Origin of the sequence: Salinicola salarius (genome assembly GCF_002179555.1) — a bacterium.
In the GTDB taxonomy this organism is placed as follows: Bacteria; Pseudomonadota; Gammaproteobacteria; order Pseudomonadales; family Halomonadaceae; genus Salinicola; species Salinicola salarius_A.
Map to the genome: position 1 here is coordinate 59186 of NZ_NHOU01000013.1, position 14122 is coordinate 73307.

General features: G+C 64.4%; 11 protein-coding genes. 10 read left to right on the top strand and 1 reads right to left on the bottom strand.

Annotated elements, in window-relative coordinates; translation table 11 throughout:
* The 10 genes from CCD76_RS11415 (at nt 1) to CCD76_RS11460 (ending at nt 12224) form a co-directional block, all read left to right on the top strand.
* Nucleotides 1-681, top strand: coding sequence for an urea amidolyase associated protein UAAP2 (locus CCD76_RS11415; protein WP_087719635.1), 681 nt, complete (start codon nt 1-3; stop codon nt 679-681).
* Nucleotides 682-786: 105 nt separating this feature from the next.
* Nucleotides 787-4395, top strand: coding sequence for an urea carboxylase (uca, locus tag CCD76_RS11420; protein ID WP_087719636.1), 3609 nt, complete (start codon nt 787-789; stop codon nt 4393-4395).
* On the top strand, nt 4392-6209 hold the full coding sequence (gene atzF, locus CCD76_RS11425) for an allophanate hydrolase (RefSeq protein ID WP_087719637.1): 1818 nt from the start codon (nt 4392-4394) through the stop codon (nt 6207-6209). The genes uca and atzF overlap by 4 nt, the downstream gene beginning before the upstream one ends.
* Before the next feature lie 20 nt (nt 6210-6229).
* Complete coding sequence (locus CCD76_RS11430) at nt 6230-7309, top strand: isopenicillin N synthase family dioxygenase (RefSeq protein WP_087719638.1); 1080 nt, start codon at nt 6230-6232, stop codon at nt 7307-7309.
* Entirely contained in the window at nt 7306-7998 is a 693-nt protein-coding gene (locus tag CCD76_RS11435; RefSeq protein WP_087719639.1) for a hypothetical protein, read from the top strand. The genes CCD76_RS11430 and CCD76_RS11435 overlap by 4 nt, the downstream gene beginning before the upstream one ends.
* 85 nt (nt 7999-8083) lie before the next feature.
* Nucleotides 8084-9019, top strand: coding sequence for a LysR family transcriptional regulator (locus tag CCD76_RS11440; RefSeq protein ID WP_087719640.1), 936 nt, complete (start codon nt 8084-8086; stop codon nt 9017-9019).
* A gap of 83 nt (nt 9020-9102) precedes the next feature.
* Complete coding sequence (locus CCD76_RS11445; protein WP_087719641.1) at nt 9103-10158, top strand: putative urea ABC transporter substrate-binding protein; 1056 nt, start codon at nt 9103-9105, stop codon at nt 10156-10158.
* Complete coding sequence (locus tag CCD76_RS11450) at nt 10155-10877, top strand: cysteine hydrolase family protein (RefSeq protein ID WP_087719642.1); 723 nt, start codon at nt 10155-10157, stop codon at nt 10875-10877. Before CCD76_RS11445 ends, CCD76_RS11450 begins: the two co-directional genes overlap by 4 nt.
* Nucleotides 10874-11638 (top strand): MBL fold metallo-hydrolase, encoded by a 765-nt coding sequence (locus CCD76_RS11455; protein WP_087719643.1) that lies wholly within the window; start codon nt 10874-10876, stop codon nt 11636-11638. The genes CCD76_RS11450 and CCD76_RS11455 overlap by 4 nt, the downstream gene beginning before the upstream one ends.
* A gap of 79 nt (nt 11639-11717) precedes the next feature.
* Entirely contained in the window at nt 11718-12224 is a 507-nt protein-coding gene (locus CCD76_RS11460; protein WP_087719644.1) for a DUF421 domain-containing protein, read from the top strand.
* 18 nt (nt 12225-12242) lie between these two features.
* On the opposite strand, the gene CCD76_RS11465 is transcribed toward CCD76_RS11460, so the two are convergent.
* Nucleotides 12243-14102 carry an ABC transporter ATP-binding protein gene (locus CCD76_RS11465; protein WP_087719645.1) on the bottom strand — a complete coding sequence of 620 codons (1860 nt, stop codon included), beginning with the start codon at nt 14100-14102 and terminating at the stop codon, nt 12243-12245.
* Nucleotides 14103-14122: the final 20 nt, after the last annotated feature.

Consider the following 14122-nt stretch of genomic DNA (forward strand, 5'->3'; position numbering starts at 1 on the left):
ATGCGTCTGACTGAGACCACGAGTACGACCACGACGATCACGCCGCTGCTGGAAAGCCCCTTGCGCGTGGAGAATGCCGCCATCCGTCATCTCATCGAGGCTGGCGACCACTACATCGGCATTGTCCGCGCCGGCCAGACGCTGCGGCTGGTCGATGTCGAGGGCAACGAGGCGGCGGACACGCTGTTCTTCAATGCCCACGATACGGCGGAGCGCTACAGCGCCATGGATACCGTACGCGAGCAGGGCCAAGTCTATCTCGGCACAGGCTCCCGGCTGCTCTCCGGCGAGGGCAACCTGATGCTGACGATCACCGCCGACACCTGCGGTCGCCACGATACCTTGGGTGGTGCCTGCGCCAGCGAGAGCAACACTGTGCGCTACGATCTCGAGAAACGCCACATGCACTCCTGCCGAGACAACTGGATGCAGGCCATTGCCAACTATCCAGAATTCGGCCTGACCAAGCGTGACATCACTCACAACATTAACTTCTTCATGAATGTTCCGGTGACGCCGGAAGGGGGGCTGTCGTTTGCCGACGGGCTTTCCGGACCGGGCAAGTACGTGGAAATGGAAGCTGCCATGGACGTAGTGGTGCTGATTTCCAACTGCCCACAGCTCAACAACCCTTGCAGCGGCTTTAATCCGACGCCGCTGGAAGTGCTGGTTTGGGACTGAATCTCATCTCTGGTGTTTTTTCAGATAACGTCCAGGTGACGCGAGGACGACCTCGCGAACATCTAAAGTAGGCGGGACGACCCGCCCCCGGTCGAGCAGATCCTCATGTTCAACAAGGTCTTGATCGCCAATCGCGGCGCCATCGCCGCGCGCATCCAGCGCACTCTTAAACGTTTAGGTATCGGCTCGGTGGTGGTATACGCCGAGGCCGACCGCGACGCCCCCTACGTCTTCGCTGCCGATGAAGCCTGGTCGCTGGGCGAAGGCGCCGCCGCTGCTACCTATCTTGACATCGACAAGCTGATCGCCATCGCCAGACAGAGTGGCGCCGAGGCGGTGCACCCCGGCTACGGCTTTCTCTCCGAGAACACGAAGTTCATTCAGGCCTGCGAGGAGGCCGGGCTGGTCTTCCTCGGCCCGACACCCGAACAGATCCGCGACTTCGGCTTGAAGCACGAGGCGCGCGCCCTGGCCGAGCGAGCCGGCGTGCCCTTGGTGCCGGGCTCCGGCCTGCTCGACAGCGTCGAGGACGCTGTCAGGGAGGCTGCGCGCATCGGCTATCCGGTGATGCTCAAGTCCACTGCTGGCGGTGGCGGCATCGGCATGCAGGTCTGTAACGACGAAGCCGCTTTGCAGCGCGCCTTCGACTCGGTGCGCGGGCTCGGCGAGCGCAACTTCGGTGACGCCGGCGTGTTTCTCGAAGCCTACATCGCCCGCGCCCGTCACCTCGAGGTGCAACTGTTCGGTGACGGCCGAGGCAAGGTCGTGGCGCTCGGCGAGCGCGACTGCTCCACCCAGCGCCGCCACCAGAAGGTGGTCGAGGAGTGCCCGGCGCCCAACCTGCCCGAGAGCGTGCGCCAGGAGTTGCACGCCACCGCCGTGCGCCTGGGCAAAGCCGTCGATTACCGCAATGCCGGCACCGTGGAGTTCATCTACGATGCCGAGCGCGAAGCCTTCTACTTCCTCGAGGTCAACACCCGCCTGCAGGTGGAACACGGCGTCACCGAAGAAGTCTGGAGCGTGGACATCGTCGAGTGGATGATCCGCCTCGGCGCGGGTGAACTGCCCGACCTCGACGAGCTGACCCAAAATCTCGCCCCGAAAGGCCACGCCATCCAGGCGCGTCTCTACGCCGAGGACCCCAGCCATGACTTCCGCCCCAGCGCCGGGCTGCTCACCGAGGTGGCCTTCCCCGAAGCGCCCGGCCTGCGCGTCGACCACGCCATCGAGGCGGGCCTGGAAGTCTCGGCGCTGTTCGACCCCATGCTGGCCAAGGTGATCGTTCACGCCGACGACCGCGACACGGCCATCGAACGTCTGGCCGCAGTGCTCGAGAAGTCCAGCGTCTACGGCTTCGAGACCAACCGCACCTGGCTGTCGCATGTGCTGCGCGATGCACGCTTCCGCGACGCCGACATGCATACCCGCTGGCTGGCCGATCTCGCCTGGGCGCCGCCGGCCATCGAGGTGCTCAGCGCCGGCACCCTGACCACCATCCAAGATCATCCCGGCCGCCAGGGGCACTGGGACGTGGGCGTGCCACCCTCCGGGCCGTTCGACGACTGGTCGTTCCGCCTTGGCAACCGCCTGCTCGACAACCCGGCTGATGCCGCCGGACTCGAGATCACCCTTACTGGCCCCACGCTGCGTTTCCACCGCACCACCCAGATCGTGCTCGCCGGCAGCCAACTGCCCGCCGAGGTCGACGGTAAGCCCGTGGCTTTCTGGCAGGTGCTGGACATTCCCGCCGGCGCCACGCTGACGCTGGGCAAGGCCAGTGCCGGGGCGCGCGCCTACCTGCTGGTACGCGGCGGCATCGACTGCCCGCACTATCTCGGCTCCAGAGCCACCTTCACCCTCGGTCAGTTCGGCGGCCACGGCGGGCGCGCCCTGCGCACCGGCGACATGCTCTCGCTGCCCGAACTCGACGCCACCGCATCACGCGCCCTGCCCGAGGCGCTCAGGCCCGAGCTCGGCGGCGAGGACGGCCACGTCTGGCAGGTCGCCGTGCTCTACGGCCCGCATGGCGCACCGGACTTCTTCACCGGGGACGACATCGACATTTTCTTCGCTCACGAGTGGGAGGTGCACTACAACTCGAGCCGCACCGGCGTGCGCCTGATCGGCCCGCGCCCCGAGTGGGCCCGCGCCGACGGTGGCGAGGCCGGCCTGCACCCGTCGAACATCCACGACAACGCCTACGCCTTCGGCACCATCGACTTTACCGGCGACATGCCGGTGATTCTCGGCCCCGACGGCCCCTCGCTGGGCGGCTTCGTCTGCCCAGCCACGGTGGTACGCGCCGAGCGCTGGAAGCTCGGTCAGCTCACGGCCGGCGATCGTATCCGCTTCGTGCCGGTGGATCTGACCACCGCCCGGCACCTGGAAGCGCGCCAGCAGGCCCAGCTCGCGTCGCTGAGCGAGCAGCCGGCCGTGGCTCTCGAAGAGAATTGCGGCAGCCCGGTGCTGCGCGACGTACCGGCCGAGACCGCCGGCGAGCGCATCGTCTACCGCCGCGCCGGCGACGACTTCCTGCTGGTCGAGTTCGGCGCCATGGAGCTGGATATCGCGCTGCGCTTCCGTGCGCATGCCTGGATGCTGTGGCTGCAGAACAACACCCTGCCTGGCCTGCGCGAGCTGACGCCGGGCATTCGCTCACTGCAGATCCACTACGAGCCCGACGAGCTCGCCCTCGACGAGCTGCTCGCCCATCTGGTGCGGGCCGAGCATGAGCTGCGCGACGTGGAATCGCTCGAGGTCGAGGCGCGCACCGTGCATCTGCCGCTCTCCTGGGACGACCCGGCCTGTCAGGAGGCCATCGACAAGTATCAGCGCAGCGTGCGCCCGGACGCGCCGTGGTGCCCGAGCAATCTGGAGTTCATCCGCCGCATCAACGGACTCGACGCCATCGAGCAGGTGCGCGACATCGTCTTCAACGCCCGTTACCTGGTGATGGGCCTGGGCGACGTCTACCTCGGCGCGCCGGTGGCCACGCCGCTCGATCCCACCCAGCGCCTGGTCACCACCAAGTACAACCCGGCGCGTACCTGGACCGCCGAGAACTCGGTGGGTATCGGCGGCGCCTACCTGTGCGTCTACGGCATGGAGGGCCCCGGAGGCTACCAGTTCGTCGGCCGTACCCTGCAGATGTGGAACCGCTACCGCCAGACCGAATACTTCGACAACCCCTGGCTGCTGCGCTTCTTCGACCAGTTGCGCTTCTTCGAGGTCAGCCATGACGAGCTGATGCGGATCCGTCGCGACTTCCCCCACGGACGCTACCCGCTCGAGGTCGAGACCACGCGCTTCAAGCTTGCCGACTACCAGGCCGACATCGACGCCCACGCCGAACGGATCGCCGAATTCCGCGAGCGTCGCGAGGCCGCCTTCCAGCAGGAGATGGCCGACTGGCGGGCCAACGGTCAGTTCACCTTCGAGGATCAGGCCCCCGAAGCCGCCGAGGCTACGGAATTGGGTAGCGACGAACTGGGCATCGACAGCCCGGTGACCGGCAGCCTGTGGAAGCTGACGGTCGCCGAGGGCGACAGCGTCGAGGCCGGCCAGGTCGTGGCGCTGGTCGAGTCGATGAAGATGGAAGTCGAGATTCTCGCCCACGAAGCCGGCCGCGTGGCCCGCCTGCCGATGGCCGAGGGTGCCGCCGTGGCACCCGGCCAGCCAATCGTCATTCTTGAATCATCCAAGGAGTCAGCATGAGCGCCATCGGCATGACCATTACTTCCCTTTTGGCGCGCTATCGTGCCAATGAGCTGACCCCGCGCGGGCTGATCGACACGCTGCTGGCGAACGCCGACGCGCGCGGCAAGGATGCCGCCTGGATCACCCGGCTCTCCCGCGAGCAGCTCGAGCCCTATCTCGAACGTCTCGACTCTGCCGACCCGCAGAGCCTGCCGCTCTACGGCATCCCGTTCGCGATCAAGGACAACATCGATCTCGCCGGTGTGCCGACCACGGCGGGCAGTCCCGTCTATGCCTATACGCCCAATGAGTCCGCCTTCGTGGTGCGCCAGCTGATCGAGGCCGGGGCCATCCCCATGGGCAAGACCAATCTCGACCAGTTCGCCACCGGGCTGGTCGGCGAACGTGCGCTGGACGTCTATGGCGTGCCCGGCAATGCCTTCGATGCCGAGCGCATTCCCGGCGGCTCCAGCAGCGGCTCGGCGGTGACCGCCGCCCAGGGCCAGGTCAGCTTCGCGCTGGGTACCGACACCGCCGGCTCCGGGCGCGTGCCGGCGTGCTTCAACAATCTGTTCGGCGTCAAGCCGACGCTGGGCCTGCTGAGCACCGCGGGCGTGATACCGGCCTGTGCCACCCTGGACACTATCAGCCTCTTCACCTTGAGCGCCGACGATGCCGCTGCCGTGCTCGACGTCGCCGGCAGGCACGATCCGGAGTGCGCCTGGTCGCGGCGTCACGATTTCGCCGTGGCCGGCCAGACCTACGGCGAGATGCCGAAGCGCTTTCGCTTCGGCGTGCCCCCCGAGTCGCAGTGGCATACCGACGAGGCCTACAGCGCCGGCATGCGCCAGGCCATTGCCCAACTCGAGGCACTGGGTGGCGTCAGGTTCGAACTCGACTGCACACCGCTGTTGGCCGCGGCACGCCTGCTCTACGAGGGCCCGTGGGTCGCCGAGCGCTACCACGCCGTGCGCGAGCTGATCGAAAGCCAGCCCGACGTCCTGCACCCGGCCACCCGCCAGGTCATCGAAGGCGGCGGCGCCCCCAAGGCGGTGGACGCCTTCGACGCCCGCTACAAGCTGGCCGAATTCAAGCGCCAGGCCGATGCCCTGCTCGCCCAGGTCGACGTGATGCTCGCCCCGACTACGGTGGAACATCCCACCAAGGCCGAGGTGGCCGCGGAACCCATTGTCGTCAACTCGCGACTGGGCACCTGGACCAATTTCATGAACCTGCTCGACTACAGCGCCCTGGCCGTGCCCACCGGCTTCACCGATACCGGCCTGCCGTTCGGTGTCACGCTGTTCGGCCCCGCTTTCGACGATCTGTCGCTGTTGAGTCTCGGCCGGGCGCTGGAGCGCCGGCTCGCTCTGCCGCTGGGCGCCACCGGCATCGCCCGCCCCCAGCTGCCGGCGCTGCCCCCGGCAAAGGACGGCACGCTGGAACTGGTGGTATGCGGCGCACACCTTGCCGGGCTGCCTCTCAACCACCAGCTCACCAGCCGCGGCGGCGTGCGTGTCGCCAGCACCCGCAGCAGCCCGAACTACCGCCTCTATGCCCTGGCCGGTGGCCCGCCGGCGCGTCCGGCGATGGTGCGAGACGACGTCAACGGCGCGGCCATCGAGGTGGAAGTGTGGCGTCTGCCCATCGACACCGTCGGCAGCTTCCTGGCCGGCATTCCCGCTCCGCTGGGGCTGGGCCAGGTGGAACTGGAAGACGGCGAGTGGAAGTGCGGGTTCATCTGCGCCGCCGGCGCGCTGGAGCGCGACGGCAAGGCCGAGGACGTGACCCATTTCGGCGGTTGGCGGGGCTGGGCCACCAGTCGGCATTGAAGAGTTTCGGGAGAGCGATTATGAGCACGAAAGCACAGCGTCAGCCCGGCGACTTCCAGTCCCTGCCGGTCATCGACATCGGCGGACTGTTCAGCGCCGAGGCGGCGGAGCGTAAGGCCGTCGCCGAACGGCTCGGCGACGCCGCCCGCAACGTCGGCTTCTTCCATATCGTCGGCCACGGCATCGGCGAGGAACTTCGCCTGAGGCTGCTTAGCCAGGCCCGACGCTTCTTCGAACAGCCGCATGAAGACAAGATGCAGCACTACATCGGGCTGTCCGCCGGACATGGCACCACACGCCATCGCGGCTACGTCCCCCAGGGCGAAGAGATGCCAGAGAAGGGCAAGCGCGACCTCAAGGAGGCGTTCGATCTCGCCTTCGAGCTGCCCGCCGACGATCCCGATGTACTGGCCGGCACACCGATGATGGGACCCAACGTGTGGCCCGAGCTGCCTGGATTCCGCGAGCAGGTCTACGCCTATTACCAGGCCACTTATGAAGTAGGCTGCGCCTTGATGCGCGGCTTCGCCCTCGCCCTGGGGCTGCCTGAGGAGCACTTCCTCGAGGACGTGACCAAGCCACCCAGCCAGCTTCGACTGATCCACTACCCCTTCGATCCCGACGCCCGTGACGCCCAAGGCATCGGCGCGCACACCGACTACGAGTGCTTCACGCTGCTTTTGCCCACAGCGCCAGGGCTAGAGGTCATGAACGGCCGCGGCGAGTGGATCGACGTGCCCTACCGCGACGATGCACTGGTCATCAACATCGGCGACATGCTGGAGGTCTGGACCAACGGCGAATTCGTGGCCACCTCGCACCGGGTACGCAAGGTGAAGGAGGAGCGCTATTCGTTCCCGCTGTTCTTCGCCTGCGATTACGCCACCACGGTGACACCGTTGCCGCAACTGGTCGAGCGCGACGGACAGGCGCGTTACGAGCCGCTCAAGGCCGGCGACCATCTCTACGCCCAGACCATCCACACCTTCGCTTACCTGCAGCAACGGCTCGAACGCGGCGAGATTCGCCTGCCGGAAGGGGCTCGCGATACCGCTACGCTGGGCCAGCACGCCCGACACAAGGGGACGGAGCGGGCATGAGCACACCACAAGATGGCATGCCGCCCGTCTATCACGGGGTATGGCAACGCACGCTCTATGCCGGTGCAGGAGACGAAGGTCGCCATATCGAGGATCGCACGACCCGAGTGATCTGGCTGCAGACCGCCCATTGGCACGCCGATCTGCGCGTGCCAGCGGACCGACCCGATTTCGTCGGGGTCATGTCACTGGAAGAGTGCAACCGCGAACAACTCGTCTGGCTTGCCAGCCAGACAGCGTTTGTCGGGTTGACCCGGATCGAGGGGCACTTCTGCACCTGGCATCGTCTGCTCGACCTCCGCCCCGGGCTGGAGAAGGATATCGGCGAGATGATCTGGCTGGACGACGGCACGCTGGAGGAGCGCCACCCCCAAGGGCACTATATCGAGCACTGGGAACAACAGCCGGCAGGCAGCGGCGACGAACAGGTACGCCTGGGGCCGGACGGCCTGCCACGCTGGCTGCAATTCGGCGATCACGCCATGTCCATCATGCCGCGCCCCGCCATGCCGGAGACGCACGACCTGCTTGCCACGCCGGGGTCGCTCAAGACATCCGCACTGCGCCTGCGCACCGGGTTGGAGATCAGCTACGCCCAGCGTACAGGCGACGGGTGGAAGATCGTGCTATCAACGCATCCTTGGCGAGAAGAGCAAATCCTTCCGTTCTCAAACGTCAAGTCTGACTGAAATACCACAGGCCCGTGAATGTCAGGCCCGAGCCTTTTATCGGTGCCACCCCTTAGTCAAGATCGATAGCGGATGGAGCACAACCATGCGACTGGCTGATATCGACCTCCGTTTGCTGGACGTTTTCATCGCCGTGGTTGAGTGCCAGGGTATTGCCAACGCCCAGACCCTGCTGAATCGCGATGCATCTACCATCAGCCGCCAACTACGGCAACTGGAAGAACGGCTAGGGTTGCGTCTATGCGAGCGGGGGCGCAGTGGCTTTACGCTCACTTCCGACGGTGGGCAGGTCTATCGACACACGCTCGAACTGAGTCGGGCCTTGCGCCATTTCGAGGACGGTGCCGAAAGTTTGAAAGGCCATTTGTCGGGGCAGGTGCGCCTGGCAATGATCGACAACTTGGTCTTCGACCCGAACTGCCCGCTGCGACATGTCTTGGCCCGTTATGGCGCGCGTGATGAAAACGGTGTGCACCTCCATCTAGAAGTCATGGCCCCGGCGCAGATCGAACGCGCCCTGCTCGATCATCGTGTTGACCTCGGCATCGGCATCTTTCCCACGCACCTGGAAGAGTTGCACTACGAATCGCTGTACCGGGAGAATGATTGGCTGGTGTGTTCCCCTTATCATCCGTTGGCATCGGCCGAAACGCTTCAGGACGTCAAATGCATCCTGGCGACCAGTGCCAAGGTGGCCCGACAGTTCCTGAATGCCCAGGATACAAGCATACTGGGCGACGACCCCCGACACGTTACCGCCTGGGTCTCCAACGTTGAAGCCGCCGCCCTGCTGGTGCTGGCCGGCACGCATGTCGGCTTCCTGCCGACGCATTATGTCCGCTACTGGATCGAACGAGGCCAAATGGTGGCGGTGCGTCCGGATCATTTCCGTCGCAGCTCCCCGATCGAAGCAGCTTTCAGAACCACACGCGATACCCACCGCCCGGCCGTGGCCGCCTTCCGCGAGGACCTTTTCGGCACGCTGCTACTGCACGGCAAACCTGCAGCAAAATTCAGGTAAACCTGCAGACACGTTCATTTTCGTAGCGGTTTTGCTGGGCAACACTGCAAGGCATCATCGAACCGACCCCACCGGAGGTGCCTATGCACATCGCCAAACGCCTGACTACAGCCATTGCTTTGACCTTGGGAGTAGCCGCCGCCGCCCACGCTGAAGAAACACCTTCTTTCCAGATCGCTTGGACTATCTATGCCGGGAGCATGCCCCTCGGCTACGCCGAACAGGTGGGTATTCTCGATAAGTGGGCCGACCGTTACGGCGTCGACATCCAGGCGGTACAGCTCAACGATTACATCGAAGCCCAGAACCAGTATACCGCTGGGCAATTCGACGGCGTAATCGCCATCGCCCTCGACGCCCTGACTATCCCTGCTGCCATCGGTGTCGACTCCACCGTGGTCATGCCGCTGAGTGCCTCTGCTGGTAGCGACGGCATCGTCATGAAGGGAAAGGACAAGAGTGTCGAGGACCTGAAAGGGGCTCGCATCAACCTGATGGAATTCTCCGGCTCCCATTACTTGCTGGTGCGCGCCCTGGATCAGCATGGCATGAGCGAGCGGGACCTGTCGCTGGTCAACACCTCGGACGCCGACATCATTACTGCATTCCAAAGCTCGGACAGCGATGCCGTGGCGACCTGGAAACCGCAGCTTAGCGTCATTCTGGAGCAGAACCCGGACTCCACCGTAATCTTCGACAGCGCAGACATTCCCAACGAGATCACCGACGTATTGCTGGTGCATACAGATACTCTTGAAGAGCATCCCGAGCTGGGCTACGCGCTTGCCGGTGCCTGGTATGAGGTGATGTCGCGCCTTCAGGCGGACTATCCCGACCGCACCGAGGTGATGGCCTTTATGGCCGACGCCGTCGGTACCGATCCAGCGGGTTTCCAGAAGCAGATCGACACGATCCACTTCTTTACCCCGGAAGAAGCGACACAGCTGGTTACTAGCCAGGACTTTGCCGACACGCTGGAAAGCATTACCCACTTCGCTTGGGACAAGGGACTCCTCGGCCAGGGCGCCACCGGACCCGACGCGGTCGGTGTGCAATTTGGAGAGGCTCATGTGCTGGGCAACGAACAAAACGTCAACCTGCGCTTTCCGACCTCCTACATGGAACGGTACACGCAATGAACTGGTCAGCGCTTACAAACTCTCGCCCTTACCGCTGGCCACTCAGCGGTAGCTGGTCGGCTCGGGACACAGCCCTATTGGTCATCGACATGCAGAACGACTTTCTCGATCCACAGGGCTACTTCGGTCAGATGGGATATTCACTGGAACACACTCGGGCCGCGATCGAGCCACTCCGGCAACTATTGTCGGCCGCACGCCGGCAGGACATGCTGGTAATCCACACCCGGGAATCTCACCGCCCGGACCTGAGCGACCTTCACGCCACCAAACGGGCCAGAGCCAAGACCATGGGGACGCCCATCGGCGAGCCAGGGCCTATGGGACGTTTTCTGGTTAGGGGCGAAGCGGGTTGCGAAACCATCCCCGAACTTATGCCCATACCGCCGGAAGTAACCATCGACAAGTCTGGCAACGGCGCCTTCCATGCCACCGACCTCGATCAGATACTACGAGCTAAAGGAATCCGCCATCTTCTGCTGACTGGCGTTACCACTGATGTCTGTGTCCATTCGACGCTTCGTGAAGCCAACGATCGCGGCTATGACTGTCTAGTGCTGGAGGATTGCTGTGGTGCAGGTGACCCGGCGCTGCATCGGGCTGCGCTGGCCATGATGATGAATGAAGGCGGCATTTTCGGCGCCGTATCGGACCAGGCCAGCCTCAGACAAGTCTGGCAGGACGCTGAGCCGTTTATTACTACAGGTGAGACGCTATGAGAATCGCCGAACGCTGGTTTGCCATGGAGCGCATCGATCACCGCATCACGCGACTGTGGGAGCCCCACGTGGCGCGGCTCGAACAGTGCAACATGTGGCATGTCCGAGGCCGGGACGCCGATCTGCTGATCGACGCCGGCATGGGCATTGGACAGCTCAAACCGGCCATGGCCGAGTTGCTGGACAAGCCGCTGATCGTCGTGGCAACCCATACCCACATGGATCACGTCGGCAGCCTGCATGAGTTCGACACTAGGCTCGTGCATCCGCTAGAGGCGGAACAGATGCGAACCCCGGAGGCCTTTCCAGTGCTATGCAGCACGCACTGGCCCGATGGCATGCGCGCTGCCATTGAACGCCAAGGTTACGATGTGCCGGATCTTTTGATTGATGCCTATCCTCATGCCGGATTCGACCCCTTGGCGTTTCGTACCCAAGGCGCCGAGCCGACACGCCTCATCGACGAAGGCGATGTGCTGGATCTCGGTGACACCGCCTTCGAAGTGATTCATATACCAGGGCATTCTCCTGGCAGTATCGGACTCTGGGAGCCTGCTACCGGCACGCTGTTCTCGGGGGACGCCATCTACGACGGTCCCCTGCTTGATGCTATCGCCGGGGCCGATCCCACCCGATACATTGAGACGATGCAGCGCCTGCGCCGCCTGCCGGTCAACATCGTCCACGGAGGACACGATCCGAGTTTCGGCCGCCAGCGCCTCATCGAACTGGTAGATCAATACTTGGCGTCACGCACCTGAATGCCGTTCCGCTGGCCGCATCTCGCCACGGCACCTACGCTGACAGCTCCTCTATCACCGCTCGATCAGGAGTCTATCCATGCATCCGATCGTCCATACGATCGTCGTCGGGATCATCAGCTATCTGGTCCTGATCGCCATCATCCGGCTCTCCGGCAAGCGCACGCTGTCGAAGTGGAACGCCTTCGATTTCGTGGTCACCATCGCGCTGGGGTCGACGCTGTCGACGGCGCTGGTCTCGACCCAGGTCTCGCTGGCGCAGAGCATCACGGCGTTTCTGGTCATCGTCGCGCTGCAGTTCGTGATCACGTTTTCCTCGGTGCGCTCCCGCGCGATCAAGAACCTGATCAAGTCGCAGCCGACGCTATTGCTCTTTCAGGGCCAGTTCCGGCAGGAGGCGATGGCGCAGGAGCGGGTCGTGGAGGCCGAGGTGCGTGCGGCGATCCGCGAGAACGGTATCGCCGATGTCGAGCGCGTGCATGCCGTGGTGCTGGAAACCGACGGCACCTTCAGCGTCATTCCCGACGCCGGCGGCAGCGATTCGGCGCTGCAGGGCGTCGCGGGGCTGTCGCCGCATCGGGCGTGAAGACGCCCAGCGCATCTGTCAGCGCGTCTCGTCCGCCGTGGGCTGTGCGGGTTCCGCTTCCAGGAAGCCGCCCGATTGGCGTCGCCATAGTCGGGCATAGAGGCCGTTCTGACGAATCAGCTCGGCGTGGCTGCCTTGTTCGACGATGCGACCCTGCTCCATGACCACCAGACGATCCATGGCAGCGATGGTGGAGAGGCGGTGGGCGATGGCGATCACCGTCTTGCCCTGCATCAGCTGGTCGAGGTTCTCCTGGATCGCGGCCTCGACATCGGAATCCAGCGCCGAGGTGGCCTCGTCGAGAATCAGGATCGGCGCGTCCTTGAGCATGACGCGGGCGATGGCCAGGCGCTGGCGCTGGCCGCCGGAGAGCTTGACGCCGCGCTCGCCGACATGGGCGTCGAAGCCCTGCCGGCCATGAATGTCCCGCAGCGACTCGATGAATTCCGAAACGTGAGCCTGCTTCGCCGCCTGCCACGCCATCTCGTCGGTGGCGTCGGGCCGGCCGTAGAGCAGGTTGTCGCGTACCGAGCGATGCAGTAGCGAGGTATCCTGCGTCACCATGCCGATCTTCGCGCGCAGGCTTTCCTGGGTGACGTCGGCGATGTTCTGCCCGTCGATGCGGATCGCGCCGCCTTCCAGCTCGAAAAAGCGCAGCAGCAGGTTGACCAGGGTCGACTTGCCCGCGCCCGAAGGGCCGATCAGCCCGATCTTCTCGCCGGGGCGAATGTGGAGCGAAAGGTCGTCGATGACGCCGCTGCCCTTGCCGTAGTGAAAGCGGATATGGTCGAACACGATCTCGCCGCGATCGATGGCGAGCGGCTTCGCCTCGGGCTCGTCCTCGATCTGGCGGGGCAGGGAGAGTGTCGCCATGCCATCCTGCACCGTGCCGATGTTTTCGAACAGTGCGGAGACTTCCCACATGATCCACTGCGACATCCCCCACAGCCGCATGACTAGCCCCAACGCCACGGCGACCGCCCCCACGCTGACGGCTTCTGTCAGCCACAGGTGAATCGATAGCCAGCCGATGCTGAACAGCAGCAGCGCGTTGAGCAGGTAGAGCAGTCCATAGAGGCCGGTGACCAGTCGCATCTGGCGATGCACGGTAACCAGGAAGCCATCCATGCTCTCCTTGGCGAAAGTCGCTTCGCGGCTGGCATGGGAGAACAGCTTGACCGTCTGGATGTTGCTGTAGCTGTCGACGATACGGCCGGTCATGCGCGAGCGCGCGTCGGCCTGGGATTTCGATACCCGGCCCATGAGCGGCACGAAGATGCGCAGCAGAACGAGATAACCGGCCAGCCACGCCACCAGGGGAAGCGCCAGGCGCCAGTCGGCGTTGCCCACCAGCAGCAGCGTGCCGAGAAAATAGACACTGACGTAGTTGAGGACGTCGAACAGCTTGATCACGCACTCTCGCACGGCAAGCGCCGTCTGCATCACCTTGGTGGCGATGCGACCGGCGAATTCGTCCTGATAGAAGCCCATCGATTGCCGCAACAGGTAGCGATGCGCCAGCCAGCGGATGCGCATGGGGAAGTTGGCCATCAGGGTCTGCTGCTGGAATAGCGAATGCAGCCATACCATGCCGGGTAGCAGGAGCAGCACGACGAACGCCATGCCGGCCAGTTTCCAGCCCTGCTCGGCGAGAAACGTCTCGCGATCCTGGGCCGCCAGCCAGTCGACGATGTTGCCGAGAAACCCGAACATCCATACTTCGATGCCGGCGATCAGCGCCATCAGCACCGTCGCCGCCATCAGGTACGGCCAGGCACCGCGAGTGTAATGCAGGCAGAAGGCGATCAGCGTGTCCGGTGGACGTTGCGGTTCCTGCGGCGGGAAAGGGTCGAGACGGTTTTCGAACCAGCGAAACATGGCAATCCTTGAAGGTAAGC

What these genes read in the sequence shown, in the direction of transcription:
- atzF (WP_087719637.1), top strand. Translation starts at nt 4,392, where the DNA reads ATGAGCGCCATCGGCATGACCATTACTTCCCTTTTGGCGCGCTATCGT.
- uca (WP_087719636.1), top strand. Translation starts at nt 787, where the DNA reads ATGTTCAACAAGGTCTTGATCGCCAATCGCGGCGCCATCGCCGCGCGC.
- CCD76_RS11415 (WP_087719635.1), top strand. Translation starts at nt 1, where the DNA reads ATGCGTCTGACTGAGACCACGAGTACGACCACGACGATCACGCCGCTG.
- CCD76_RS11435 (WP_087719639.1), top strand. Translation starts at nt 7,306, where the DNA reads ATGAGCACACCACAAGATGGCATGCCGCCCGTCTATCACGGGGTATGG.
- CCD76_RS11450 (WP_087719642.1), top strand. Translation starts at nt 10,155, where the DNA reads ATGAACTGGTCAGCGCTTACAAACTCTCGCCCTTACCGCTGGCCACTC.
- CCD76_RS11465 (WP_087719645.1), bottom strand. Translation starts at nt 14,102, where the DNA reads ATGTTTCGCTGGTTCGAAAACCGTCTCGACCCTTTCCCGCCGCAGGAA.
- CCD76_RS11460 (WP_087719644.1), top strand. Translation starts at nt 11,718, where the DNA reads ATGCATCCGATCGTCCATACGATCGTCGTCGGGATCATCAGCTATCTG.
- CCD76_RS11445 (WP_087719641.1), top strand. Translation starts at nt 9,103, where the DNA reads ATGCACATCGCCAAACGCCTGACTACAGCCATTGCTTTGACCTTGGGA.
- CCD76_RS11440 (WP_087719640.1), top strand. Translation starts at nt 8,084, where the DNA reads ATGCGACTGGCTGATATCGACCTCCGTTTGCTGGACGTTTTCATCGCC.
- CCD76_RS11430 (WP_087719638.1), top strand. Translation starts at nt 6,230, where the DNA reads ATGAGCACGAAAGCACAGCGTCAGCCCGGCGACTTCCAGTCCCTGCCG.
- CCD76_RS11455 (WP_087719643.1), top strand. Translation starts at nt 10,874, where the DNA reads ATGAGAATCGCCGAACGCTGGTTTGCCATGGAGCGCATCGATCACCGC.